The organism is Pseudidiomarina salinarum (genome assembly GCF_000753715.1).
Lineage (GTDB): Bacteria > Pseudomonadota > Gammaproteobacteria > Enterobacterales > Alteromonadaceae > Pseudidiomarina > Pseudidiomarina salinarum.
Genome location: NZ_JPER01000001.1, coordinates 265,713 through 292,095, shown reverse-complemented (window position 1 = coordinate 292,095; position 26,383 = coordinate 265,713). Strand labels below are relative to the sequence as shown.

The window sequence follows — 26,383 nt, the reverse complement described above, 5'->3', positions numbered from 1 at the left end:
TATCGAAACTAACTTCACAGTTAGTTACAAAAAAACCGGCCTGTGGCCGGTTTTTTTATACCTTTCAGCCCCGCCTGCCTTCTATTTGCCTACCTTTGTTGTCATAATGTTGCTCTCTAACAATAACGATAATAAACCTGCACCAGTGGAGACTTCCCAGCTATGACGCGCCTGACTCATTTTTTAACCCTGCTGTTCGCTCTGATGCTGAGCAGTGCTTCCCTCTCGGCCAACGCCCAACCGAAAGAGTTCCCAGTCGAGGATTTTTTTAGTAACGCGGTGTACAACGGCGTTCATATTTCGCCCGACGGCCGCCACTTTGCTATTAAATCCAGCGAAGGCAGTCGCGATAAAATCATCATCTTCGACCGCGAACAGCGCAAGGTGACCACCAGCTTTGCCTTTGGCGACAATATCCGCTTTAGCAATATTAACTGGGTTAATAACGAGCGAATTATTTTTGAGGGCTCTAAGTTTGTCGGTTTCCTGGATGAAAAAGGCGGCGTTCCCAGTCTCTACGGCGCCAATGTTGATGGCAGTAACCGTCGCGAACTCTTTAAATGGGGTCGGACAGGTTACCGTCTCCTGCATTTATGGCCTGAGGATCCGGAGCATATCCTGATCGGTAAATTTCATTATGCAGACGATGGCGAAATGAAGGCTCATCGAATGAACGTTAACGATGGCCGGCTTTACTATCTCGCTGATCAGCCCCCCCGCGCCAATAGCCTGATCACGGATAATAGCGGTGAACTGCGGGCAGCCTACGCTTATGAAGAAGAGCGTGACGACGAGTATGGCGATGGTTCACTGTGGCTGTACTACAAACCACTCGGATCAGCAGAATGGAAAGAATTCGATATCAGCAACTTCGAGAAAGGCAAAAACCTTAGCTTTGGTGGTTTCACCGAAGATGAGCGCTACGCCTACCTGATTTCTGATCACGACAGCAAAACCACGGCGATCTATAAATTCGACACCCTCACGGGCGATATGACGGCGGTAGCCGATGATCCCGTTTCCAACGTGATGGGCCCGGTGTATGGAATGAACGGCGCTATCGTAGGTTTTGAATTTATGCCTGACTATTTCCGCCGCGTGTATGTTGATGATAGTAAGTCGGCACAGCTACTAAAACGGCTGGAAGCATCATTTCCCGGACAGCGCGTAACACTCACCAGTCTGACCGAAGACAAGACCCAGGCTGTAGTAGCGGTAAGCTCCGATCGAAATGCGGGCGAATATTATCTGTTTAACACCGATACCCTGGAAGCCAGCTATATCGCCTCACCAAACCCTAAGCTTAACCCGGCCGATATGGCGGAAGTAACACCTTTTAACATCGAGGCCCGCGATGGTCTCCGGCTCAACGGCTATCTGACGATTCCGCAAGCGCATGATGAGGCTCAAGTTAAGCGATTAATCGTTAATGTTCATGGTGGCCCGCATGGCCCCTTTGATCGTTGGGGATTCAGCGCAGAGAATCAGTTCTTCGCTAACCGCGGCTTTGCCGTTCTGCAGGTGAACTTTCGTGGTTCCGGCGGTTACGGCCAGCTATTCGAAGAAGCCGGCTACCGTAAATGGGGCCGCGAAATGCAGAATGACGTGACGGATGCGACCTTGTGGGCGATTGAGCAGGGTTATGCGGATAAAGACCACATCTGTATTTATGGTGGCAGTTACGGCGGCTATGCATCAATGATGGGCGTTATACGTGAACCAGACCTCTATCAGTGTGCCGTTGGTTACGTGGGCGTGTATTCACTGCCGGTAATGAAAACGACCGGCGATATTCCGGGCCGGGAAAGCGGCAGAAAATATTTATCTCATGTCCTTGGCGATGATCAAGCCGAACTCCAAGCCAACTCACCGGCATTTAACGTCGACAAAATCAAAGCCGCGCTCTATATCGTGCATGGCGAAGACGACGTTCGGGTACCTATGGCGCAATATGAAGCCCTGACCGATGCCCTCGATAAAGCGAAGATCCCCTACCAATCCATGCTCCGTGACGAAGGCCACGGCTTTCAGCTCGAACCCAACAAGTTTGATCTGTATAATAGCCTCGATGTGTTCTTCACTAAACACTTAGGCGACGGCACCCGCTAAGCCGATACGGCCCCGCCAACCGGGGCCGTTCGTCCCCGTAGCTCAGCAGGATAGAGCAGCCCCCTCCTAAGGGGCAGGTCGCAGGTTCGACTCCTGCCGGGGACGCCATTTCCGAATACCAATAAAGAATATCAATAATTAAGGACTAAACAATGGAACACTGGAGTAAATACTGGCACACCAAAGGTGTGCTCAACAGCTTCGCTGAAGGTGAGGCTAATAAAGGCTATACCGGCGTAGTAAAAAAATTCTGGGATACGACGTTTGCTGAAATCCCCACCGGCGGTACTGTTATCGATGCCGGTTCTGGTAATGGCGCTTTGGCATTGCTGGCCTTCGACTACAGCCGCGCCAATCAGAAAGACTTTGTTATCCATGGTGTAGATGCGGCCAGGATCGACCCCGCCGCGCAGCTCAGTAAATCGTCCCCGGCTATAGCGAAAAAACTAAAGCAGATTACGTTCCATAGTGAGACTCCGGTCGAGCAAATGCCCTTCGTTGCCGGCAGTGTTGATGCGGTCGTCAGTCAGTTCGCTTTTGAATACGCTGACCGTAACCAGGCACTAAAATCAATTCTTGAATCACTAAAGGAAGGCGGTACCTTTACCGCAATGGCCCATCACGCCAGCAGCTCGCTTCTGAAAGACTCGAAGCAAGGCGTGGTTATCCTTACTGATATTCTTGAAAACAGCCCGCTGTTCCAGCAAGCCGATCTGCTTATTGACCTCGCAGCACAGGCCATTCCACAACTCGGTGAGAAGGGCTGGTCTGAATTCTCCCATAATCGGATTATCAGCCGCAGTATCCAGTGGACCATGCAAGCCCTGCAAGAACGATACAATAAAGCCGAACAGCAGATGTGGGTAAATGATGTAGTACGCCGCGTAGCCCGGGTTATGCAGGTGATGAAAGGTGACAATCTGGCAGAATGCCGCAAGCAACTGGCCTTTGAATACCATTTACTAAGTGACCACAAGCTGCGGCTTCAGGACCAGCTAAATGCCGCACTGGCGAAAAAGGATATTACTGCGCTGAAAAAGGCTGCCGAAAAATCAGGGGCAAAATTTGAAGCGGACGTAATCGAACACGATGGCGATACCTTTGCCTGGACACTTAAGATCCGGAAAAAGTAAGCCCTCTTCTTAAAAAAAATAATAAGACAAACATAAAAAAACGGGGCGCTAGGCCCCGTTTTTATTTGTCTTTCTAAGTGTTTCGTAACGAATCTTCTAAATTAGAAGTTTTGTTGGAAACGTACGTAGAATACACGACCCCAACCGTTGTACAGGTTGTAGTTGTAGTCACGACCACCGTAAGGCACTAACTCAGGTAACTTCTCAAACGCGTTCTGTACGCCCAGAGTAAGCTGGCTATCCCACTGTGTGGCATAGTTCACCTGGAAGTCATGCGTTACCCAGCTACCTACGCTACCAAGTTGTACGCCAGCGATAGTTTCGCGAGCAGTATCACCGATGTAGTTCAGGTTATAAGCGAAGGTCCAGTCACCGAAGCTATAGTCGTTATTGAAGTTAGCACGTTGCTGAGGGAAACCTAAGTCACCCACTGTGTCACGGCCACCATCAATTTTATAGTCCAGTACATGGCTGACTTGCAGGTTCTGTGACAGTGCGCCCATAGAACCGAAGTCCCAGTTTGCACGAAGGTTAAAGTCAAGACCTGAAGTTTCCAGTGTACCTTCGTTACCGTAACCAGCATTGATGCGCGTGATAACGCCATCAGCGTTACGAATTACGCCAAGACCAGCAGGAACCGGGTCACCAGCAAGTTCACGGTTGATCAGTGCTTGTGAACCGAACTGACGGATACGGTTGGTGATCTCAATGTCGTAGTAATCGATGGCGAAGCTGATTTGCTCAGTTACGTTCATCGCTAAACCAGTAGAGATCTGATCTGACTCTTCAGCACCCAGGTCGGCGTTCGCCTGGTAGTAAGCGCTGATTTGGCATGGCTTAGCAGGATCACCGGCTAACAGAGTACAGGTAGTAGGATCGTTTACTGAATCAGCTGAGAATGAAGTCTTCTGAGTCAGGATATCCAGTGACGGAGCACGGAAGCCCTGGCCCCAAGAACCACGCCAGATGATGTCTTCAGTTACTGACCACTTGAAGCTCACTTTAGGTGCAAAGTTGCTACCAAAGTCAGAGTAGCTATCGTAACGACCCGCAAAGTTCAGTTCGAAGTCATAAGTTACAGGAACTAATACTTCGAAGAACGCAGCGTTAACCTGACGAGTGCCGCCCGCAGAGTTACCTGCAGAACCACCTACCAGACCAGCTTCTGACTGTGAGTCATATTGGTCGCTGTAACGCTCTTGACGGTGTTCAAAGCCCAGGAAGCCCTGGATCATACCAGCGTCGGTAGACATAACATCAAACGCTGTATTTGCGTAGTACTCATCGATATCAAAATCAGAGATACGTGAGATAGTTACGTTAGAACCAGCCAGTACTTGCTCTGGGTTCGAGCTTGGAGACTGAATGTTATAACCCGTACGGCAGCTAGCGGCATCGAACGTGCCATCTTCGCAATAGCCTGGGTTAAAGTTATTAATGCTATCCCAGGCAAAGTTCGCTGCCAGGTAGCCACGACCGATGTCTGCAGTGTTGTTGCGAACACGACGGTAGCCGAAATCAATAGCCTGATCGCCGATCATACCTTCAAAACCAACCAGTAAATCTTCGCTTTTGTTGGTTACGGTACTATCACGGTTACCTACAGCGGCAAAGCGGTGCCACAGGTACACTGGAGCATTGTCACCGATAGCAGGATCATACGCGACCGCATCCGGGTTGTTTGGATCGTAGAACCAAGCATCAGGGTTAGTCGGGTTGTTGAAGCTATCAGCTGGCGTAGTTAGCGCGTCGCCATAGTAGAAGTTTGAATCAGGTACTGGTGCATAACGGCCAAATGATACGGTCTCAGCAACACTTGCGTTGGCGTAGAACATCCAGTCGTTATTGATTTGATGCGTACCTTTCAGGAACAGTGATTCGTTCGCTGAAGAAGCTTCATTCGCGTTAGTCGCGTTGAAGTTATAACGGCACAGGCCACCATCGATGTAGAAGTTGTCTTCAGCACATGCACCAGGGATACCCTGGAACGCGTATGTATCTTCTACAGCGAAGAAGTTAGCACCGAAAATCGAAGCACCTGGTTGTACCCATGGGTATGCGTTTTCGTATACGATTTCACGCTTGTTCCATGATACGCCACCTAACAGTGAGGTTTTCGCATCAGATGAACCGAACAGGATGCTACCTTGCTCACGGTCACCGCCTTCGCTTGGTACAGAAACTTCACCTTCACCTAAGGTCAGCTGAGCGCCGTTGTAATCTTTACGCGTAATAACGTTGATTACACCGCCGATAGCGTCAGAACCGTAGATTGCTGATGCACCGTCAGAAAGGATTTCGATACGCTCTACAGCACCGATTGGAATCGAGTTCAAATCCTGGCTAGAACCCGTTGAAGGGGACATAGTCAGACGACGACCATCGACCAGTACCAGCGTACGTGAAGCACCAAGGCCACGTAAGCTTACCTGAGAAACACCTTGTGCAGATGAACCAGACTGAGGACGGAATGAACCGGCTGAGTTGAAAGTAGTGTTACGGATGATGTCAGAAACTGACATGTCACCAGACAGGTCGATCGCTTCACGGTCGATAACAGTTACTGGAACTGCGCCTTCCATGTCAGTACGGCGAATACGTGAACCGGTAACCTGGATACGCTCCTGCACTTCTTCTTCGAGTTCTTCTACTGGCTCTTCTTCCTGGTTCTGCGCTGCCGCAGTACCAGAGAATGCCATTGAAGCAGCTCCGAACATAAGTGCTAAGCGGATAGACTTAGCTAATTTATTGTTAGTATACATATCTTCTCCCTGGATCACTTTTTAAGTGATTTACTAGGTTATAAACCTGCAGCTAATTGCTTAGCTTGCTTGTTCCGATCGGGGTCTGTTAACAAAAAATTGGTAAAGACTCCAACCGATCAGTACCCGATACTAATCAAAAAGAATGCATTGAGCAACCTTGTATAGCGTTAAAAACCAATATTTTTTGCTCTTTTAGGGAACTTTTTTGCGATAACAGTGTAAAGGATGGTCACATTTGTTTGGTTTTTGTTGCGCCAGGGGGTGCAAGCCAGTCGGGTCAGGCGCTGCGGGTCTGCCGGATAATTTCCCCGACACTGACTCTGGCCCGACCACCAAAATGATAAGCCTGCGCCAGAAATAACTCGCCACAACCTACGGCGTCATCGAAGGCATGATGGGCCTGATAAATCGGCAGTTGATAGCGTTGCCGGCAACTGGCCAGCGTCAGGCTGCCGCGCTCAATATGGTGCTGCTGCTTGCGCAGCCGCCTGGCGTCGAACTGCAGAGTATCAAACAGCGCCAGCGGTCGCAGCCTGATATCGTAACGGCTGGCCGCCGCTTTCAGAAACTGCCAGTCAAGCTGCACATGATGGCACACCAATACGGCACCATTTAATACCCCGGCTAATTCTTTCAGTGCCTGCTGCGGGTCGACCGGATCGGCAAAATGCTGCTGCCGCAGACCGTGCACCACCGGACTTTGTTTTAAATCCGTATCCTGCTGGCCCAGCAGATAATAGCGTGCGCTGCGGTAATCCAGTAGCGGCGGCTTCAGCTCAATCCAGGCCATGGCGAGCAGGCTGTCGGTTTGCGGATGCAGCCCGCTGGTTTCCAGATCCAGCGCGATATAGCGCACGGCCTGCCAGGGTCGCGCTAGCTGCCGCCTGCGCTTGAACCAATTGGTAATGCTGGAAAATACCATCAGCTTAACCCGTGCGTCCGAATTTGAGCCCCACGCCCTGCTGGGCTTCCTTAATAATACGGAACGCCGACTTCAGTTGTCGCCGGGTAAGCGTACTGAGTTCATCGGGATCCAGCGCGTTCTTCGGCTTATCCGTACCCCACACCTCCAGTTGATGCTGCAGCCGCAGTCCACTTAAAAACAGCCAGGCCTCGCCCAGCGCCTGGTTATCGCCCCGGTTCAGCAGGCGGCTGCCCTTCAGCTCCTGCAGCCGCGCCAGGGTGCCGGGCTCGGTCAGGCCGGCGTGTAAAGAATAGGTACGGACGATGTCATTAATGAGCGCAATACCATAACGTTTGATATTAATGAGATCGCTGTCCTTGCCCGATTCCGTGCTGCGAAAGCGGTTAAACAGCCCCAGCGGCACCGGCACATTCGACTGCAGCCGCGCCAGATTTCCAAGAAAAAACTCGCTCTGGCCCAGCTTCGCCACTTCCGCCCGGTATTTGTTGTATAACCGCTTATTACCCACCACCATGCGGCTGTCAAAAAAGATCTGGCAATACATAAGCGCCTTGGGCGTGGGGCTGGTGGTCCAGTTACTGAAGCGATCAAGCCAGCCGGACAGACTGCGCCGGCAATCCTGGTTACTGGCCATAATATCCCCGGGGCATAACGGGATGCCGCAGCGGTACAAGCCGTCACAGACGAAGTCGCCCAGCCCCTTAAACCAGTCCTGCTGCTGCGCGTTGAGATCATCCGCCAGCAGCAGGCCGTTGTCCTGATCCGAACTCAAGGTCTGGTCCTGGCGCCCCTGCGAGCCAAACGCCAGCCAGGCATACGCGGCCGGCGCCACCCCATGCTCGCGCTCATACAGCTCAATCAGGCGCCGGGTCATAGTATCGGTCAATGACGCCAGCAAGCGGCCGACGATAGTCGAATCGTGCACCCGCGCCGCAAAGGTCTGAATATAAGCCGGCATATGCTGGGCTTCATCGATGAGCTCGTCCAGGCTGGCAGCCTTATTCAGCGCGCTGATCAGCATCACCGGCTCGCTGCGCTGCTGCCGCATCAGGTCGGTGTTGGTGATCATGCCGATCGGCTCATCCTTGTCATTGAGCACCGGCAAATGGTGGATATTGTGCTGGGTCATCAGTGCCAGCGCATCCATCAGGCTCTGCCGCCCGTACACCGTGGCTGGTGCCGGCGTCATCACCGCGTTCACCTGCAGCTCATAGTCCAGCCCCTGGGCCACCACCCGGTTGCGCAGATCCCGGTCGGTCAGAATGCCGGCCAGGGTATCCGGCGGGTCAATAATCAGGATCGAGCTGACCTGCTCCTGACTCATCCGCTCAGCGGCACTGCGGATAGTCGCGTTACTGGGCATCTGCACCAGCTTACGCCTGAGCACATCGCTGATGGGTAGCTGCAGATGATGGCCGGTAGCACGGCTGCGTGAGGCGCCCCGCTCGCTCTTTTGTTCTTCCAGCAGGCGCTGGCCATGGGCCCGGATAAAATAATGCTCAAAGGCTTTTGACGCACGCCGCAGCTGGTTAAAGACTGGCTCCGGGCAAATATAGACAATGCCGTCGGCTTCTACCGCCAGCCGGTTCACCACTGGGCGGCCGCTCAGCAGCGACGGAAAACCAAATAAATCGTGGGATTCCAGACGTTCAATCACGGTATCGTCCGGCGCGATTAAATCAAACACGCCCGAGCGTACAATATAAAGCGCCGGGCTATGCTCCTTAAACAGTGACTCAACGTTATGCTTATTCAGATACACCGCCTGCATCTGCTCAATCGCAGCCAGGCGCTGTTCGGCATCCAGCTCATCAAAGGGCGGGCAGTCCAGCAGAAAACGTTGTAACTCAGCAAAATCCGGTTGCATCTGACTTACCTCCAACGATCAAAACCGCTGACAAAAAACCCGCCAGGTGGCGGGTTTTTACAGCCTGTCAGCTAGTAATTGGCTTTTAGTGATGGGTTGCCACACCCGCTCCTTTCGGATACCGGATAGACTCGACTAAGTCTTGTGTAGCCTGCGGCGCATCCCCTGTCAACTTATGCACAGTGTAAGCGGCGATGAAGTTAAAGATCATCCCCAGCGTACCTATGCCTTCAGGCGAAATACCAAACCACCAGTTGTCCGGCGTGTTCGCTGCCGGGTTCACAAACTTGAAGTAAATAATATAGGCCAGGGTAAAGCTGATACCCACCACCATACCGGCGATAGCACCTAAATTATTCATCCGCTTATAGAAGATACCCATGATAATGGCCGGGAAGAAACTCGCCGCGGCTAAGCCGAAGGCAAAGGCCACCACCTGGGCTACAAAGCCGGGCGGATTAATACCGAAGTAAGTGGAAATGGCCACCGCCAGGGCCGCCGAAATACGCGCCCACATCAATTCCTGCCGGTCGGTAATATTCGGTGTCAGGGTGCGTTTGAGCAAGTCGTGCGACACCGAGGCCGATATGACCAGCAATAAGCCCGCAGAAGTCGACAGTGCAGCGGCAACGCCACCGGCAGCCACCAGCGCCACTACCCATGCAGGCAGGTCGGCAATTTCCGGGTTCGCCAGTACCATGATGTCACGGTCAACGGTCATTTCGTTGCGCTCATCACCTGAGTAGAACATACGACCGTCGTTGTTTTTGTCTTCCCACTCAATCAGGCCGGTTTTTTCCCAGTTAGTTACCCAAGAAGGGGCTTCCTCATAAGGCACACCCTGCAGATCCGGGCCATTCACCGTATTGATCAGGTTTACTTTGGCAAAGCCCGCGATTGAAGGCGCAGTCAGGTATACCACCGAGATGAACACCAGTGCCCAGCCAGCAGACAGCCGTGCGTCACTCACTTTAGGTACAGTGAAAAAGCGAACGATAACGTGGGGCAGACCCGCGGTACCCACCATCAGCGCAAAAGTAATGGCAAAGACATCAATCTTACTGCGCGCGCCTTCGGTATAAGCCGTTAACCCCAACTGTTCAGACAGTCCGTCCAGTCGCTCCAGCAGATACTGGCCGGCACCCGGCTGGCCCTCCGCGATCGTCGCCCCGAAACCGGTTTGCGGCAGAATATGCCCGGTCATATAGAACGAGATAAACACCGCCGGTACCAGATAAGCGAACGCCAGTACCACGTACTGCGCTACCTGGGTGTAGGTAATGCCTTTCATGCCGCCCAGTACCGTATAGAAGAATACAATCACCGCACCGATAAATACCCCGGTGGCAATGTCGACTTCCAGGAACCGTGAGAACACCACGCCGACGCCACGCATCTGTCCGGCTATGTAGGTAAAGCTGATCAGAATTGCACAGATAACCGCAATGGTGCGGGCCGTTTGTGAGTAGTAGCGGTCGCCGATAAAGTCCGGCACGGTAAACTTACCGAACTTACGCAGGTAAGGTGCCAGGCACAGCGCCAGCAATACATAACCGCCGGTCCAGCCCATCAGGTACACACTACCGTCGTAACCGGCGAAAGCGATGATACCGGCCATAGAAATGAACGACGCCGCCGACATCCAGTCCGCTGCAGTGGCCATCCCGTTCAGTACCGGATGCACGCCACCACTGGCAACATAGAAATCACTGGTGGTGCCAGCCCGCGCCCAGATCGCAATGGCGATATAGAGGGCAAAGGTCGCTCCCACGATAATAAATGTTAAAGCTTGAATATCCATGGTCGCGCCCCTTAGTGCTCGTGAACTTCGTATTTATTGTCGAGCGCCGACATTCTGTTCACATAAATGAAGATCAGAATCACAAAGGTAATAATCGACCCCTGCTGCGCGAACCAGAAACCCAGTTTAAAGCCGAAAAAAGTAATCTCATTCAGCCAGTCCACCAGAATGATGCCAAACCCATATGACACGAGAAACCAGACTGCTAACAGCTTAAGTACCAGACCGATGTTCTCACGCCAGTAGGCTTTTGCGAGTTCTTCGCTTTTAAAAGCCATATGCCCTCCAGATTGTTCTGTTTTATTCATTGTTGGTTGTCGTCATAGCGCAATCTAATGTGCTTAGTACAAAGGGGGAATTGGACTTTGGTCGTACAGCAGTTTGCGCAAGCTGTGATAAAGTCCTGCACATCGATACGGAAGAGTTCGCTGCCATGACATTACTGCTGATCCTCGCATCCCTGGCTTACATCGCATTACTGTTCGCGGTGGCGCACTGGGGCGACAAAACCAGTTCCTGGGCCAACCGGCTCAGCTATAAACCCATGATCTACAGCATGTCGCTGGCGATTTACTGCACCAGCTGGACCTATTACGGTGCGGTCGGCAATGCCGCCACCTCGGGCTGGGCCTACATTCCGATCCTGCTTGGCCCGATACTTTTGTTTATTTTCGGCCTGCCGCTACTCGAGAAACTGGTATCGGTGAGCAAGCAGCAGAACATTACCTCGATTGCTGACTTTATCGCCTCGCGTTATGGCAAACGCCAGCGCCTGGCATTATTCGTGACCTTAATCGCCACCCTGGCGACGATTCCTTATATTGCGCTGCAACTGAAAGCGGTGGGGCTGAGCTTTGTGGTGCTGACCGAAAACACCACCGCCTTCACCGAGTTCTCACTGAATGAACTTATGGCGGCGGCGATGATGGCGGTATTTGCCATGCTATTCGGCACCCGGCACATCGAAGTCACTGAATACCGCAACGGCATGATCCTGACCATTGCTTTTGAGTCGGCAGTGAAACTGGTGGCGCTGATTGCCGCAGCATTCTTTGCCTGGTGGTTGTTCACGGACAGCTCGCCGGTGAGTATGTGGCAGCAACTACGTCGGCCAACCACCGCTGCGTGGTCCTGGCAGGCCCTTACCAGCTTTGAGTTCATCATGCAGACGTTCATGGCTGCCGCTGTGATCTTATGCCTGCCACGGCAGTTTCACGTGACGGTGGTTGATAACGTCAACGTACGCCACCTGAAAACCGCCCGCTGGGGCTTTCCGCTTTATCTGATACTCACCGCCGCGGCCATAGTGCCTATTGCGCTCAGCGGGCAATTCTTCTTTGGTAACGGCACGGGCGCTGCGGTAGACGGTTCAACCTACGCCCTGCGCCTGCCACTGCTGCAGGATCAGACCTGGCTGGCAGTATTTATCTTTATCGGCGGCTTCTCGGCCGCCACGGCCATGGTCATCATCGCCTCGGTAACCCTGAGCACCATGATCACCAACGATGTCATCATGCCGGTGCTGCTGCAGCGTCGCAGTCAGTTTCCCCTGCCCAGCTTCAAAGGCCGGTTGCTGCTGATCCGCCGCATCGCCATCGCGGTGATCATGCTGCTGGCCTATCTGTGCTATTACTTCTGGGCCGCAAAAACCGGTCTGGTCAGCATCGGCTTACTCGCCTTTTCCATGGTGCTGCAGTTGTTGCCGGGTATCGTCGGTGGCCTTTACTGGCGCCGTGGCCATGCCCGCGGTGTCTATGTTGGCACCGGACTGGGCCTGCTGGCGTGGCTGTTCAGCGTGGCGGTACCTATGTACCTGCCCCATGAGGCCACCGACAGCAGCATTATCACCCAGGGCACCGCCATCAGCCTGGTGGTTAACCTGTTCGGCTATATCCTGTTCTCACTGCTGGCCCGGCCGCAACTGGTCGATCGCATCCAGGCCACCGCTTTTGTGAAGCCACGCGCCACCCTACAGGAGCACACCATTGGCCGCCATCATCAGGCCACCAACGGCGATATGCTGTTGCTGCTGCGCACTTTTCTGGGCGATGAGCGCAGTGAACAGCTATTACACTACTTCGCCCAGGCGCACGGTGGCAGCCTGATCACCAGCGCCAACAGAGACGATATCGCCTCGCGTACCCTAATCGATTTCGTTGAGCGCTCGCTGGCCGGCGTATTAGGTGCCGCCACCGCCCGCTCACTGGTTGAGGCGGCGCTGCGTGATCGCCGTCTGCACCTCGAAGAAGTGGTGCATTTCTTTGACGACACCACCCAGGCGCTACAAACCCAGCAGTCGATTTTGTTCAGCTCGCTCGAGAACCTGGCCCAGGGGATCAGCGTGATCGACGCCGAACTGCGCCTGGTGGCCTGGAATAAACGCTATCTTGACCTGTTCGATTATCCCGAAGGTATGGTTAAACCCGGGCAGCCCATTGCCGCGCTGATCCGCTACAACGCCGAACGGGGCGAATGTGGTCCCGGCGAGATTGACGAGCTGGTAGCCAAGCGGCTTAAGTATATGCAGGAAGGCTCGCCCCACCGCTTTATTCGCCGCCGCGGTGATGGCCGGGTGATTGAAATGGTCGGCAACCCGCTGCCCACCGGTGGTTTTGTTACCAGCTTCACCGATATCACCGAGTACATTGAAACCCAGCAGGCACTCGAAGAAGCCAATATTGACCTGGAACAGCGCATCAGCGGCCGCCAGCGCAAGATCCGCGAGATCAATAACGAGCTGACCGAAGAGATCGAGCGCCGCCGGCAGGTCGAAGTTGAACTCAAACAGGCCAAGCGCGAGGCCGACGAAGCCAACGCCTCAAAAACCCGCTTCCTGGCGCTGGCCAGCCATGACATTCTGCAGCCCCTGAACGCCGCTCGCCTGTATCTGTCGGCGGTGGATGAAACGGCGATCGGCGAACACAATCAGCAACTGCTCGGCAAGCTGGATACCGCCCTGGGTTCGACCGAGCACTTGTTATCGACGCTGCTGCAAATTGCCAAAATGGATCAGGGCGCACTGCAGCCCCGCTTCCGCCATGTCCGGCTCAGCACCATCTTGCAGCCGTTATTAAATGAGTACAGCATGCTGGCCGCCCAGCGCGGTATTACTGTCAAAGCGCGTCTGCTGGATGTGGTGGTCTATACCGACCCGACCTATCTGCGCCGTATCATCCAGAACTTCCTGTCGAACGCCGTGAAATACAACAAAGAACAGGGCAAAGTGCTGCTGGGGGTGCGCCGTCGTGGCAGCGAATTAGTCATCGCGGTGTGGGATACGGGTCACGGCATTACCGCGCAGCAACGGCCAAAGGTATTTGATGCGTTCTATCGCGGTCAGAATACCCGTGCCGAGGGCGTCGGCCTGGGGCTGAGCGTGGCCAAACGCATGAGCGAGCAGCTGCACTGCGCGTTGCAGCTCGTGAGCGAAGAAGGCCGCGGCAGCTGCTTCTCGGTCACTATCCCGGAAGGCAATCCGGCGCTGGTTGAAGAACATGCGCCACAGGCCGAGGTGGCTACCCCAACCGGCAGCATGACGCTGATTTGCGTGGATGATGACCCGGAGAACCTGACCGCCATGCGGGCGCTGCTGGAAAAATGGGGCTGTACTGTGATGACGTTTACCAGCAGTAGCAGTGCGCTGGATTACGCATCCACTCACCCCCGCCCTGATGGCATGCTGCTGGACTATCAGCTGGGCGATGATGAACATGATGGCCTGAGCCTGGCTGATGCCCTGCGTAACATCTGGGGAGATAATGGGGAGCATATGCTGGAGGGCGCGCTGGTAACGGCCATGCGCGATGATAACCTGCGCCAGCAGGCACGCGAAAAACAGTTACATTTTCTGGCCAAGCCGGTGAAGCCGGCGGCGTTAAAAGCGCTGCTGAAACATATCCAGCAGCGCGGCTAACCAACTTTAACTTACAATGATTTACATCATTTCATTGGGGGTGGCGATACAAATGCCATCATTGATCGTCAGATTGGGTTCCGGCACCACTTCGCAGGTACCCATTACCTGATGCTCTTCGTGAAACCAGCTTTGCAACTCGGTGTAGCTGTTAACCAGTGGCTCGATCACATCCGGATCAACGGATTTGGTTGAATACGGCAGATAGTACTCAGGCCCGCCACAAGGGCGGCTGCCCACCGCAATCAGACGGCATTGCGACAGGTCATCGGCATAAGGCACACCAACCAGATCGCGGATATCCATATCGAGTTCACGCAAAGCCGCGGTTTTTTCTTCTACCGTCGCCTCGGTGCTACGCAGCACCTCTTCAACTTTGTTTATCACTTCAGAACTAAGCTGCTTACCTTCCTGCTGCAGCTCAGTCAGCGTTTCCTCCAGTTCGGCGTCACTGCCGTTCTCGTTGCCGCTCTGGTTACCAGAATCGGGCTGACCACAGGCGCTCAGCAAAAAAATCAGAGCCAGAGCAGAAAATAATGGTTTTAACATAGTCGTTTCTCCTTCCGTAAAGTTGAACGAAGTACCAGCGGCAGCAGCAACAGCGCTATCCAGAAGCCAAACTTGCCGGACGATCTTGGCAGGGCCTGCACACTAATGCTGGTGGTATCCGTACTGGTTTTATCGCCGTCAGATACTGTCAGCTGATAAGTCAGTGTAGTACTTTGCGCCAGACTTGGCGCAGTCAGTGACGGCGAGGCCGCGGTCGTGCTGCTCAGGGCCGTGGTCGGACCCGCGGTTTGCTGCCAGCTGTAAGTTAAGCTGTCGCCGTCGGGATCACTACTGGCGCTGCCATCCAGCGATACTCGTTGCCCCGCCGCGACCGGACCTGCAGGTGACGAAGCCCGCGCCACCGGCACCTGGTTTTCAACCAGCACAGTAACCTCTGCCGCCGTAGTATGCTGACCCGCGGTATCGGTAACCCGGTAACTGAAGCTGTCATTACCAATAAAGCCGGCGGCCGGTGTGTAGGTCAGCGCCAGGCCGTTGGTGGTGACGGTACCATTAGCGGGCCCGGTCGCAATATCGAGGCTGAGTGCGCCCTGCCCTTCAAAGTGCAGCGGCAATACCGCATCAAAGGAGGCGATACCGTCGGTCACGTTCATTAAAATCGCCTCATCGCGGCTGGGGCTGCCGACCAGATCCGTCAGATCCGAACTGACTGCGGCATTCCGGGTGGTCGCCAGTTCCGTAGCGGGTACCGTACCAAAGGTGGCAGCCAGCAGCTCAAAGTCCATGTCCACACCGGCAGGATCACCCGCCGTTATCGACGGGGTCAGGCTATCCGCGTTGACCGGCAAGGTACCGGTGGCATTGCCGCTGGTTGAATCAAAATAAGCCATAGCGCCGGCATTCCCGGCAAGATTCTCAACCCCAACCACAACGGGCCCCTGCGGTTTGTTGGCACTGACATCCCGGTAATTATAAATGGCCTTATCGGTACCCAGCTGCAGCCACACATTAAAGCTGTAGCGGTCGCCGGTAACATTGTTGTAGTTACGGGCTTCATGCCATTCCACTACCAGCCAGCTGTCGCCGTTCGCGTCCGCCGGAATACTGAACAGCCGGATTTCGCCACCCAGCGCACCGCCAATCTCAAGGTCGGCCCACAGCGGAGCGTACAGGCCATTCGGCTGTGCCAGGTTTGGCAGTGACTGCGGCGAAAAATTCGCGACCTGGGTGGTTTCGCCCAGCTCAATCAGGCCGTTGCTCGATACCGTTAGGGTACCAAACTGCTGGCCATCAAATAAAATGCCATCGCCGGGAAGCGTGACGCTGACCGATACATCATCGCAATACTCGCTGGCACCACAGACGGTCTGATAGTCATATCCCAGATCCGCCGGCGAGGTGGCGGAATGCTCGAAGCCAGCATCGGCAATAGTGGCCAGCGGCGGACTGTCCTGCTGCATCCCCACCCAGTTAATGGTATTGGTGGCCTGGTCGTAGCCTTTGCTGGTGGCCGTCGACAAGGTTTCGGTAAATACCAGGCTGTCTGCAACCAGCTCAACCTCTGCTGCATCGGGCAGCGCGGCAGAGAAAGTCACCTCTTTGTCGGCAGCGCCTAAGGCTGAGCGGAGTTTCACGGCTACCGGCTGCCCGGCCAGCTGCTCAGTTGAAGTAATACCGCCGCTGATCACCCCTGAACTGTCAGTAGTACTGGTGTAAATAACAATCGGTAATCGCGCTGGCGCGTATTCGCCGCCGGTGTGTTCAACTACAATCTCACCAAAGTTCCAGCCCTCGCCGGCAAAGGCCGCGTTCACATCAAGCGAGAAGCTTGCCGTGCCGTTAGCAGCCAGAGTCACGCTCTCAGTGCTTAAGGTTCCGGTCAGGTTCGGGTCAGCGAAATTCACTGAGAGGGTCCAGTCGCTGCTGACGTTCTTCAGATTCGTCAGCGTACGCTCAAAGCTACAGCTCACCGCGCAGAGGTTATCCGCCAGTGACGGCGTATCCACAGTAATGGCGGTAGCCAGGGCGTTGGCAAGATTCAGACGGCCGCTGCCGACATCAAAAGGATCCGCCGGCGTAACGCCGTCATCCTTAGTCACGCCGCCAACGGCTGAAGTCATCAGCACCGATTTCAGCTGGGCCGGGGTCAGATCACCATGGTGGGCCAGCATCAGGGCCGCCGCGCCCGCAACATGCGGTGCCGCCATCGAGGTTCCTGATATCACCGCGTACTGGGAGGCTGCGCCCGCATAGGCAGAAAGAATCTCATGGCCTGGCGCGGCGAGCTCCGGCTTCAGGAAAGTAGAATCCGCGTTCGGCCCGCGCGAACTAAAACCGGACAACACATCCACCTGGTCATCAATGATTTTTGCCATGATCGGATTTATTGTGGCCACATCGCCGGGCTGCCAGGCGTTCAGAATGATGGTCGCATCGTTCTGGGAAATAAAAACCGACGGCAAAGTCGCGCCATCCATGATCATCTCAACCAGGCCGTCTTCGGTATTAAACACCACCATACCGACGCCACCGGCGTTCTGCACCATGCTGGCTTTATCGGCAAAGGTACAGGAGCCGCGCCGGATCAGGGCAATATCACCGTCAAAAAAGTTGGCGGCAAAGGCACTGCAGCCTTCGGCGTTGACATTATCCACTACGGCGCTGGCGTTCAGCGGCGCAACGATAGGTGTGGTAATGGTAAAAGCACCCTCACCAATCTCGGTTGTAATGGCGCTGGCCAGGCCCGACACCTCAAGATCGCTGCCAAAAACGCGACCCGTGCGGGTACTGGCCACGGCGATGCCTTCTTCAATACAGGCAGGGCAACCAATAGTCTGCGGCCCAGGCCCGGCATTACCGGCTGAGGTCACGGTTAATATGCCGGCGGCATCAAGATTTTCAAAAATCGTGCGGTAGTAGCTATTATTCGGATCCTGGACCGTGTCGCTGCCCCATGAGTTATTAATCACATCAGCACCATCGGCCATGGCATCTTCAAGGGCCGCGGCCAATGCCAGGGTAGTACCGGTCGAGCCGCCGACGCTATTGCCATACAAGGCTTTATAAACCATCAGCGAAGCACCCGGTGCCACGCCGGAAAAATTCACGGTGACCCCGTCATAGGTAGCGGAAACCTGATTCCCTACCGCAATGCCGGCGACATGGCTGCCGTGTCCGTCAAAATCACGCGGCGAGTCAGGATACTCACCCGCAGCCAGATCGCTCGGCGCATCGTAGAAACGCGCGGCAATCAGCTTGTCGTTACAAAAGGTCGTATCGACAGTGGCACAGTAATCGTCGGTGGGCGCATCAGCGGGACGGCTATGCTGGACATCCTGAAACATCGCGTGATCCGGCTCAATGCCGGTGTCGATTACGGCCACTTTCACGCCGTTGCCGGCGCCAGCCCGGCCACCCAGAGCCTGCCATGCCGCGCTGCTGTTAATAAGTGCGTTGGAAGCATCCAGATGCACCCGGACGATGCTGTCGGGGTAGACCGCTTTGATGCCATCCATGCCGGCCAGCAGCTGCTGCAAATCATCGGTGCCATGATATTCAACAATGGCACCATTTAACGTCAGTAACAGCGAACGCTGAAACTTAAGCCCCTGCAGGCGTTGCTGAATCGAGCTGATAGTCGCTTTCTGGCGCTCTTGCAGAAACCCTGAATAGCGCTGAACCGCCGGGGCCTGCAGGTTAATTTGTTCAACGCCACTGGCGCGTGCGGTCGCGGCCAAACCCGCGAAACCACCTTTATAAGCGGCCACAGCCGGCTCTTTAAACTCGATTAAGAAGCGGCGCGGCGCATCCTGCTGACTGGCGCTCACAGTAGCCGTCGTAACGGTTGCCACGGCCACTGCGACGGCCAGGATCAGACGCCGCTTCAAAGTACAGAAGTTCATGATTTCTTCCTTATTATTGTAGGGAACCTGTTAAATTTAAACAGTTTTTTAGCAAATCGCCAACAACAAAATGCGTTATTAACTTACTTGTTAACTTACGGGCACTTCCAGCTGCAGACGTTCCGCCAGCAGCACCGCCTGAGTGCGGCTATACACGCCCAGCTTCCGGAAAATCGCGGTAATGTGCGCCTTCACCGTCGCTTCGGTAATATTCAACTGGTAAGCAACTTGTTTGTTTAACAGGCCTTCGTGCAATAAAAACAGCACGCGGTATTGTTGGGGGGTCAGGTCCGCCACTTTGCGGGCGATTTCCTGATCTTCGGTAGAAATGGTATCCAGCCGGCCCTGCACTGCTGGCGGTACCCAGGTATCGCCTTGCAGGATAGCGTCTATGGCTTCGGCGATGTTCGCCGATGGCAGGGATTTCGGAATAAAGCCCAGGGCGCCAAAGCCGATGCACTTAGCAATGACAGTAGCGTCTTCTGAGCCTGAAATAATCGCCACCGGCAGCAGCGGAAAGTCGTTACGGATGCGGATCAGGCCGTACAGGTCGCCGCTGCCCGGCATATGCAAATCGAGCAGCAGCAAGTCCAGATCCTGATCGGCCTGCAGCGCGGCCAGGGTTTCTTCAAGGTCACCGGCCTCGCGCAGTTCCAAATCCGGATAATGGTTCGCCAGGGCACCTTGCAGTGCCTCGCGAAACAACGGATGGTCATCAGCAATCAGAAATTTTGCCATGGCCGGGGTAACTAACCTCTACTTATTCAACCGATTCTCTATCAGTGAATCTACCACACCAGGATCGGCAAGCGTAGAAGTATCGCCAAGATTATCGTGCTCATTTGCAGCAATTTTACGCAAAATGCGGCGCATGATTTTGCCCGAGCGGGTTTTGGGTAAATCCGCGGCCCACTGAATAAAATCAGGCGTGGCAATGGGGCTGAGCTCAGAGCGTACCCAGTTACGCACTTCTTTGGTCAAATCGTCGGTGACCTCAGTGCCCGACATCGCACTAACATACACATAAATGCCCTGGCCTTTCACATCGTGCGGGTAGCCCACCACAGCAGCTTCAGAAATCGCTGGATGCTCCACCAGTACGCTTTCGATTTCCGCCGTACCCAGCCGGTGGCCCGACACGTTCAGTACATCGTCCACCCGGCCGGTGATCCAGTAATAGCCGTCTTCATCACGGCGCGCGCCGTCACCGGTGAAATACATGTTCTTGTAGGCCGAGAAGTAAGTCTGCTCAAAGCGCTCATGGTCGCCCCAGAGCGTGCGCGCCTGGCCCGGCCACGACGCCTTGATAACCAGATTGCCTTCAGCCTTGCCTTCCAGCTCTTTGCCATCGGCATCAACCAGCGCCGGCTGCACCCCAAAGAATGGATGGGTGGCGGAGCCTGGCTTAAGATCCGTGGCACCGGGCAGTGGCGTGATCATGATGCCACCGGTTTCCGTCTGCCACCAGGTATCCACAATCGGGCAGCGGCAGTCGCCGATGGTTTTGTAATACCACTCCCAGGCTTCAGGGTTGATGGGCTCGCCCACACTACCCAGAATCCGCAGCGACTCGCGGCTGCTGCCTTCAGCGGCCTTAGTGCCTTTGGCCATCAGCGCGCGGATGGCGGTCGGCGCGGTATAGAGAATCGAAACCGCATGCTTGTCGACAATCTGGCCGATCCGGCGCACGTCCGGATAGGTCGGTACGCCTTCATAAACTAAGGTGGTGGCACCATTGGCCAGCGGCCCGTACACAATATAACTGTGCCCGGTGATCCAGCCGACATCGGCCGCACACCAGTAGATATCTTCATCGTGGTAATCAAACACATACTGGTGGGTCATGGATACCCATACCATGTAGCCGCCGGTAGTGTGCAGCACGCCCTTCGGCTTACCCGTTGAACCTGAGGTATAAAGGATAAACAGCGGATCTTCGGCTTTCATCACTTCCGGCTGACACTCGGCCGGTACGTCTTTCACCAGCTGATGCCACCAGATATCGCGGCTGTCGTCCCAGCTCACATCACCATGGGTGACCTGACAAACCACCACATTGGTGACGCTCGGGCAGCGATCATTTTTTAAGGCTTCATCCACGTTGGCTTTCAGCGGCGTGCACTTGCCACCGCGGCGACCTTCATCGGCAGTGATGATGACTTTCACGCCACAGTCATTGACCCGGTCGGCAATGGCATTGGGCGAAAAGCCCGCGAAAATAACCGTATGCACCGCACCGATGCGGGCGCAGGCCAGCATGGCATAGACCGCACCCGGCACCATCGGCATATAAATCGCCACCCGGTCGCCTTTGCCCACGCCAAGTTTTTTCAGGCCGTTAGCGAAGCGCGATACTTCGGTGTGCAGTTCTTTGTAGCTGATCTCGTTGCTGATGCTGGGGTCATCGCCTTCCCAGATAATCGCGGTTTTATCCGCGCGCTCTGCCAGATGCCGGTCAATACAGTTGTACGAGGCATTCAGGGTGCCTTCCTCAAACCACTTAATATGTACATCGCCGTCCTTAAAACTGGTATCGCTGATGGTCTTGTAGGGGCTGAACCAGCTGATCCGCTGACCCTGCTCACGCCAGAACCCCTCAGGATCCTTCAGGCTCTCGCTGTACATCGCCTCATAGGTGCCATCATCGATAAAAGCGAGCGCCCGCGAATCGGCCGGCACCGGGTACGTATTATTTGGATGACTTTCGTGCTCCATGAAACCTCCTGAACATCATCAATTAGTCGTATTGTTATATGCCCGTTACCTTCACGGATAACGCCTCAGGGTACTATTAGACCATAGTCTAGATTGATTCTTTCGCCCATCCAACCGATGCTTTTTTGCGCAGAACGAAAACATAAGCAAGAACAGACCCGAACAGGAGCATCTTAATGCTGCATAACAAACTACAACAATCGCTGATTGCCGGCGCCGTAATCAGCACCCTGGGTGGGCTTGCCTTGGCCCCGGCACAAGCGGCCGAACCCGAGTGGGATTTCGGCGGCTACGTGAAGCTGGACGCCTTTGCCTCAGATTACAGTAACGGTATGGTCGCTGGCAGCGGCAATATCGGCCGCCAGTTTTATATTCCCAGTCTGACCCCGGTCGGCGGCACTGCCGATGATGTGGCAACCGATGTCCATGCCCGCCAGTCACGCTTCTTCTTTAATGTGAAGCAAGAGTTGGATAACGGCGAAACCATTTCCGGTCGCATCGAGCTCGATTTTATGACCATCCCCACCGGTGATGAGCGGGTGACCAACTCGTATGCGCCACGGCTGCGTCAGGCTTACTTCACCTACGGCAACTGGTTGCTGGGGCAGTCCTGGTCGAACTTCCAGGAGCTCAGCATACTGCCCGAGTCCGTTGATTTTATCGGCGCCACCGACGGCATGGTGTTTATGCGCCAGCCGCAAATTCGCTACACCTCAGGTGACTTCAGCGTATCGCTGGAAAACCCTGAAACAACGGTCACCCCCTTTGGCGGCGGCGCCCGCATTACCTCCAGCGACGGCGTACTGCCAGATCTGACAGTTAAATACAAAGCGAAAAGCGGTGATTTCAGCTATGCCTTAGCCGGTATTGTGCGCCAGCTGGCCCACGACACCGACAACGACGGCGATGATGAAACCGCCGGTGCTTATGGTGTGTCGCTGTCGGGTAAGTGGCAGCTGGGTAGCGATGACATCCGTGCCTCGGTTACCGCCGGTAGCGGTCTGGGCCGTTATCTGGGCCTCAACACCTTCAACGGTGCGGTGATCCAGGCCGATGGCTCGCTCGAAGCCATTGATTCTATGGGCCTGACCTTTGCCTGGCGCCATGCCTGGAGCGAAAAAGCCCGTTCCAGCCTGGTCTACAGCCGCGGCTGGGCCGATAACGACACCAACCTGGTTGGCACCGGTGTGACCGAATCAACGCAGCGCATCGGCGTGAACTACATGTATTCGCCGGCCAATAACCTGACCTTTGGCGGCGAAATCTCCCGCGCCACCCGCGAAATCGAAAGCGGCGTGGACGGTGACATGACGCGGCTGCAGTTTATGGCCATGTACAGCTTCTGAAACGGCCCTCGTCGCGTATAAACTTAAACCCGCCGCCCGGCGGGTTTCTTTTTTGATCCCGCCCGCCCATACTTAGCGTACTCTTTTCTACAGATGTGTGTTTACACGAGGTACTTTATGAAAAAGCTATTTACACCTGCACTGCTATTACTGGCCACCTTAGGTATAAGCGCTTGCACCAGCACCCACGCGCCGGAACTGGTGGGCGAGCCCCGCGAGCCAATCAAACGGGCTCAGGTGCTACTTGAAAAAGAACCGCCGGAAGGCGCTGAACTTATCGCCAATCTGTCGACGACCTATGCCATGGCGATTCGCAGTGACGAAGATCAGAAACTCGAGGACGCCATTGAACGGCTACGCGCACAGGCCGCCCAGTTTGGCGCCAATGTACTGGTGATTACTAAAGTTGAGAACGTACGTATGAGCGGCCAGTCAATCGGCGGCCTGTACGAAGGCCAGACCGCCACGGCTGTTGAAGCGTCCCCTTATAAAGAAGTGAACGCCGCTGCCTATTACAGATCGTCCAGAGGTACCGGCCGGCCGAAGTAATAGCCCTGCATATAGTTGGTGCCCAGTTCCGTCACGAACTGGGCCTGATGCGGCGTTTCCACCCCTTCTGCCACAACCGCGAAGTTCAGGCTCTGGGCAATCTTAATCACACTGCTGATCAGCACCCGGTCACTCTTATGCGAGCGGATACCGGCAATGAACGAGCGGTCAATCTTCACTTTATCAATCGGCAAGCGCTTGAGGTAACTCAGGCTTGAGAAGCCGGTACCAAAGTCATCCAGCGCAATGCTGATCCCGTGACTACGCAAGGTCTGCAACTGGCTGATCGCGTAATTGGTATTTTCCAGCAGAATCGACTCGGTCATCTCCAGCTCAATCCACTCCGGCTTGCAGTTGTATTCCTTAATGGTCTGCAGCACAAAGTCGATAAAGTTGGCGCGGTTAAAGTGCACCGCCGAAACATTCACCGCCACCCGGTAATCGCCGCGCTCGCGTAGCTTAATGGCATCGGCACAAGCCTGGCGTAATACCCATTCACTCAGCGGCACAATCTGGCCGGTCATCTCCGCCAGCGGGATAAACTCCGCCGGGCTGATGAACTCGCCGGGGGCGGTTTCCCAGCGCAGCAAGGCCTCAACGCCCACGGTATGTTCGTCGTTACAGCGCACAATCGGCTGGTAGTGCAGCTGCAGCTTGTCGTTCTCTATCGCTTCCTGCAAACCACTACGCATGCCGGCGCTGGCCTGTAGCCGCAGTGCCATACTCTTATCAAAGTACTGCACATGGTTATAGCCCAGCTTTTTGGCCTGATGCATGGCCATATCAGCACGCTGAATAAGCTCCAGCGGCATACGCTGGTCGGCCGTCTGATGCGCCACCCCGATACTGGCGGTGAGATAAATCTTCTGCGAGCCAATACGGTACGGCTGCGCCACAATGGCCATCATTTCGTTAGCCAGCTGCTCGATCCGCTCCGGCGAATCCGTCAGACCATGCAGCACCAGCAGGAACTCATCACTGGCAAAGCGCGCCAGCTCACTGCGTAACGGCTGATTGGCCTGCAGTCGCTGAGCCAGGGTGCGCAGCAGCTCATCGCCGACCTGCAGCCCCAGGCTGTCGTTAATTAGGGTAAAGCCATCAAGGTCAATAAAGAGCACCGTCAGCCCGGTCGGATCACCGAAATGGTCCGCCAGATGCTTCTCAATGCTGTTGCGGTTCAGCAACCCGGTAAGGGCGTCGTGTTCAGCCTGGTACTGCAGCTGATCGCCCTGTTCTTCCAGCGTGGTATTACGCTCTACCGCCAGCACCACCAGCAGCACCAGCCCCAGACCAGCGACCACGATCAGGATCTGCAGGTTGGCAATTGACTGCAGTTCGCTCAGATCATACAAATAGCTGTAAATCGGTGTACCACTGCTAAACCGGGTGGTCAGCTCGCTGCTGGTTAAAAACAGCGCGTGGTGCTCCAGGTACTCCTGGGTTTCATCGGTCACCCAGTGACCAAAATGATCCAGCAGCCGGCCATCGCGCATTTCAGTAAAAGTATAAATGTCTGACTCGTACAGCGTGGCAGAAGAGGCCAGCATAGTCTGCACGTCCAGCACGGCAACCAGTGAGTGCTCACTTTCTACCGGGGTATCATAAAAATGCACAGGCAGCCGCAGCAATAATTTGGCGCGCTGCTGCGTACTGTGGTGCTCAGGCACAATAAGTTGCACGGGGCCAGGGTCTTCGGTCAGCCGCGCCCGCACCTGCGGATCACTGGCGAGCAGATACAGATAATTTTCGCTTTCGTTTTTACGACGTTCCCACACCGGCGTACGCAACTCATCAAGCAAAATCAGCGCATCGAGAAAACGCACCTGCTCAAGATAGGTGCGCACGTCCAGCTCCATCAGCCGGTCGTGTTCATCGTGAGGATAATTCTCCCAGCGCTCAGCCAGGCGACGGAACAGGTTTATTGTGTCCTCGCCCTTGACGCGGCGACTGCTATTTAAGTTTTCGACGGCCTGTTCACCGCGCAACCGGATGTCATCCATCTCAGCATCGAACATGGTGAGACCGCCCGCCACCACTACCGTCACAATAAGGCCGGTAAATACCCCGGACGAACGCGCCAGAGCCGGAATTTCACGACGTCCGCTGTAATGGGTGGCGTACAGGGCAAAACCGGTCAGTGCCATGGTTACCGCAACCACCAGGCTTCCCATCGGGTGCCGCGCCAGTATCGGCTGTTCCAGCACAATATGCGGAATAAGCAGCAACAGGCCACTCGCCGCCAGCAGCAATCCAAAGCTGGCCGACGCGCGAATTACCCGGGTTTGAATATCAGAACGTTGTGCCGGAGCACATGAAGGCATTAACAATGTCAGCGCCGCTACCGCGAACAGCACAAAAGGTACCGGATGCAGGTCGCTTTCAAAGGGGTCAAAATAATGGAAGAAAATACCGTCAACGCAGGCCGCAAGAGCGACTACTGCCAGCACCCGCGCACCCCAGATACTCACCCGCGCCTTGACGCCATCGGCCATATGACCGGGACCAAAGCAGCGCAGCAGCATCGCCCCGCCCAGGCACACCATCACCATAGTATGGGACGAACTGACCGTATGATAAAGCAGCAGCTGAGTTGGCTCTACCAGACGATAAAGCAGTATAATCAGGCCAGCCAGCACCAGGGCCATGGCTGACACCAGATGCAGTACCGCACGCGCCTGAAGATCTGTTTTTATTATTCTCATGGGCTGACTCGCGATCCCGGTTTTTTGAATCTACCGGCAGTATAACCATAAAATAAGCCATCTGAACAGTAGCCCGTGGTTCCACCACGGGGATAACCTTGATCACACCCCACACCCATGATAATTGATCACAACCCACACCCGTG

At 54.9% G+C, this 26,383-nt stretch carries 15 protein-coding genes and 1 tRNA gene; 6 read left to right on the top strand and 10 right to left on the bottom strand.

All coding sequences use genetic code 11. The annotated features are described in order from the left end of the window. The first annotated feature begins 162 nt into the window (after positions 1–162). The 3 genes from IDSA_RS01290 to IDSA_RS01280 all read left to right on the top strand — a co-directional run bounded on the left by IDSA_RS01290 (position 163) and on the right by IDSA_RS01280 (position 3,242). Entirely contained in the window at positions 163–2,109 is a 1,947-nt protein-coding gene (locus IDSA_RS01290; RefSeq protein WP_034773716.1) for a S9 family peptidase, read from the top strand. A 31-nt stretch (positions 2,110–2,140) separates the two neighbouring features. Then, positions 2,141–2,217, top strand: a tRNA-Arg gene (locus tag IDSA_RS01285). 44 nt (positions 2,218–2,261) lie between these two features. Continuing rightward, on the top strand, positions 2,262–3,242 hold the full coding sequence (locus tag IDSA_RS01280) for a class I SAM-dependent methyltransferase (RefSeq protein ID WP_034773714.1): 981 nt from the start codon (positions 2,262–2,264) through the stop codon (positions 3,240–3,242). Positions 3,243–3,343: 101 nt separating this feature from the next. On the opposite strand, the gene IDSA_RS01275 is transcribed toward IDSA_RS01280, so the two are convergent. From IDSA_RS01275 to IDSA_RS01255, 5 genes are all read right to left on the bottom strand, one after another. Then, positions 3,344–6,004: a TonB-dependent receptor plug domain-containing protein gene (locus tag IDSA_RS01275; protein WP_034773712.1), complete on the bottom strand. Its 2,661-nt coding sequence runs from the start codon at positions 6,002–6,004 to the stop codon at positions 3,344–3,346. Between the two features lie 280 nt (positions 6,005–6,284). Beyond that, entirely contained in the window at positions 6,285–6,929 is a 645-nt protein-coding gene (locus tag IDSA_RS01270; protein WP_034773710.1) for a 3'-5' exonuclease, read from the bottom strand. Positions 6,930–6,933: 4 nt separating this feature from the next. Further along, a complete protein-coding gene (locus tag IDSA_RS01265; protein ID WP_034773708.1) occupies positions 6,934–8,799 on the bottom strand; it encodes a DUF294 nucleotidyltransferase-like domain-containing protein in 1,866 nt (621 codons plus the stop codon). A gap of 85 nt (positions 8,800–8,884) precedes the next feature. Then, positions 8,885–10,600 carry a sodium:solute symporter family protein gene (locus IDSA_RS01260; protein WP_034773707.1) on the bottom strand — a complete coding sequence of 572 codons (1,716 nt, stop codon included), beginning with the start codon at positions 10,598–10,600 and terminating at the stop codon, positions 8,885–8,887. Between the two features lie 11 nt (positions 10,601–10,611). Next, complete coding sequence (locus IDSA_RS01255) at positions 10,612–10,878, bottom strand: DUF4212 domain-containing protein (RefSeq protein WP_034773705.1); 267 nt, start codon at positions 10,876–10,878, stop codon at positions 10,612–10,614. Positions 10,879–11,033: 155 nt separating this feature from the next. On the opposite strand from IDSA_RS01255, the gene IDSA_RS01250 reads away from it, so the two are divergent. Further along, positions 11,034–14,513: a PAS domain-containing hybrid sensor histidine kinase/response regulator gene (locus IDSA_RS01250; RefSeq protein WP_034773703.1), complete on the top strand. Its 3,480-nt coding sequence runs from the start codon at positions 11,034–11,036 to the stop codon at positions 14,511–14,513. Between the two features lie 21 nt (positions 14,514–14,534). Here IDSA_RS01250 and IDSA_RS01245 read toward each other — a convergent pair whose 3' ends face one another. The 4 genes from IDSA_RS01245 to acs form a co-directional block, all read right to left on the bottom strand. After that, on the bottom strand, positions 14,535–15,062 hold the full coding sequence (locus tag IDSA_RS01245) for an FtsB/FtsL family cell division protein (RefSeq protein ID WP_034773702.1): 528 nt from the start codon (positions 15,060–15,062) through the stop codon (positions 14,535–14,537). Continuing rightward, complete coding sequence (locus tag IDSA_RS12235) at positions 15,056–18,925, bottom strand: S8 family serine peptidase (RefSeq protein WP_034773701.1); 3,870 nt, start codon at positions 18,923–18,925, stop codon at positions 15,056–15,058. Before IDSA_RS12235 ends, IDSA_RS01245 begins: the two co-directional genes overlap by 7 nt. Before the next feature lie 90 nt (positions 18,926–19,015). Then, positions 19,016–19,663 (bottom strand): response regulator transcription factor, encoded by a 648-nt coding sequence (locus tag IDSA_RS01235; protein ID WP_034773700.1) that lies wholly within the window; start codon positions 19,661–19,663, stop codon positions 19,016–19,018. Positions 19,664–19,681: 18 nt separating this feature from the next. Then, on the bottom strand, positions 19,682–21,640 hold the full coding sequence (gene acs / locus IDSA_RS01230) for an acetate--CoA ligase (RefSeq protein WP_034773699.1): 1,959 nt from the start codon (positions 21,638–21,640) through the stop codon (positions 19,682–19,684). A 176-nt stretch (positions 21,641–21,816) separates the two neighbouring features. On the opposite strand from acs, the gene IDSA_RS01225 reads away from it, so the two are divergent. Together IDSA_RS01225 and IDSA_RS01220 are read left to right on the top strand one after the other, a co-directional pair. Further along, positions 21,817–22,986: a DcaP family trimeric outer membrane transporter gene (locus tag IDSA_RS01225; protein WP_051985991.1), complete on the top strand. Its 1,170-nt coding sequence runs from the start codon at positions 21,817–21,819 to the stop codon at positions 22,984–22,986. A 117-nt stretch (positions 22,987–23,103) separates the two neighbouring features. Then, a complete protein-coding gene (locus tag IDSA_RS01220) occupies positions 23,104–23,535 on the top strand; it encodes a hypothetical protein (RefSeq protein WP_034773697.1) in 432 nt (143 codons plus the stop codon). Here the strand turns inward: IDSA_RS01220 and IDSA_RS11780 are convergent. Further along, the gene (locus IDSA_RS11780) at positions 23,499–26,237 is read right to left on the bottom strand and encodes a putative bifunctional diguanylate cyclase/phosphodiesterase (RefSeq protein WP_084694000.1); all 2,739 of its coding nucleotides are present in this window, start codon (positions 26,235–26,237) and stop codon (positions 23,499–23,501) included. The two genes, IDSA_RS01220 and IDSA_RS11780, sit on opposite strands and share 37 nt — an antisense overlap. Between the last annotated feature and the right edge of the window lie 146 nt (positions 26,238–26,383).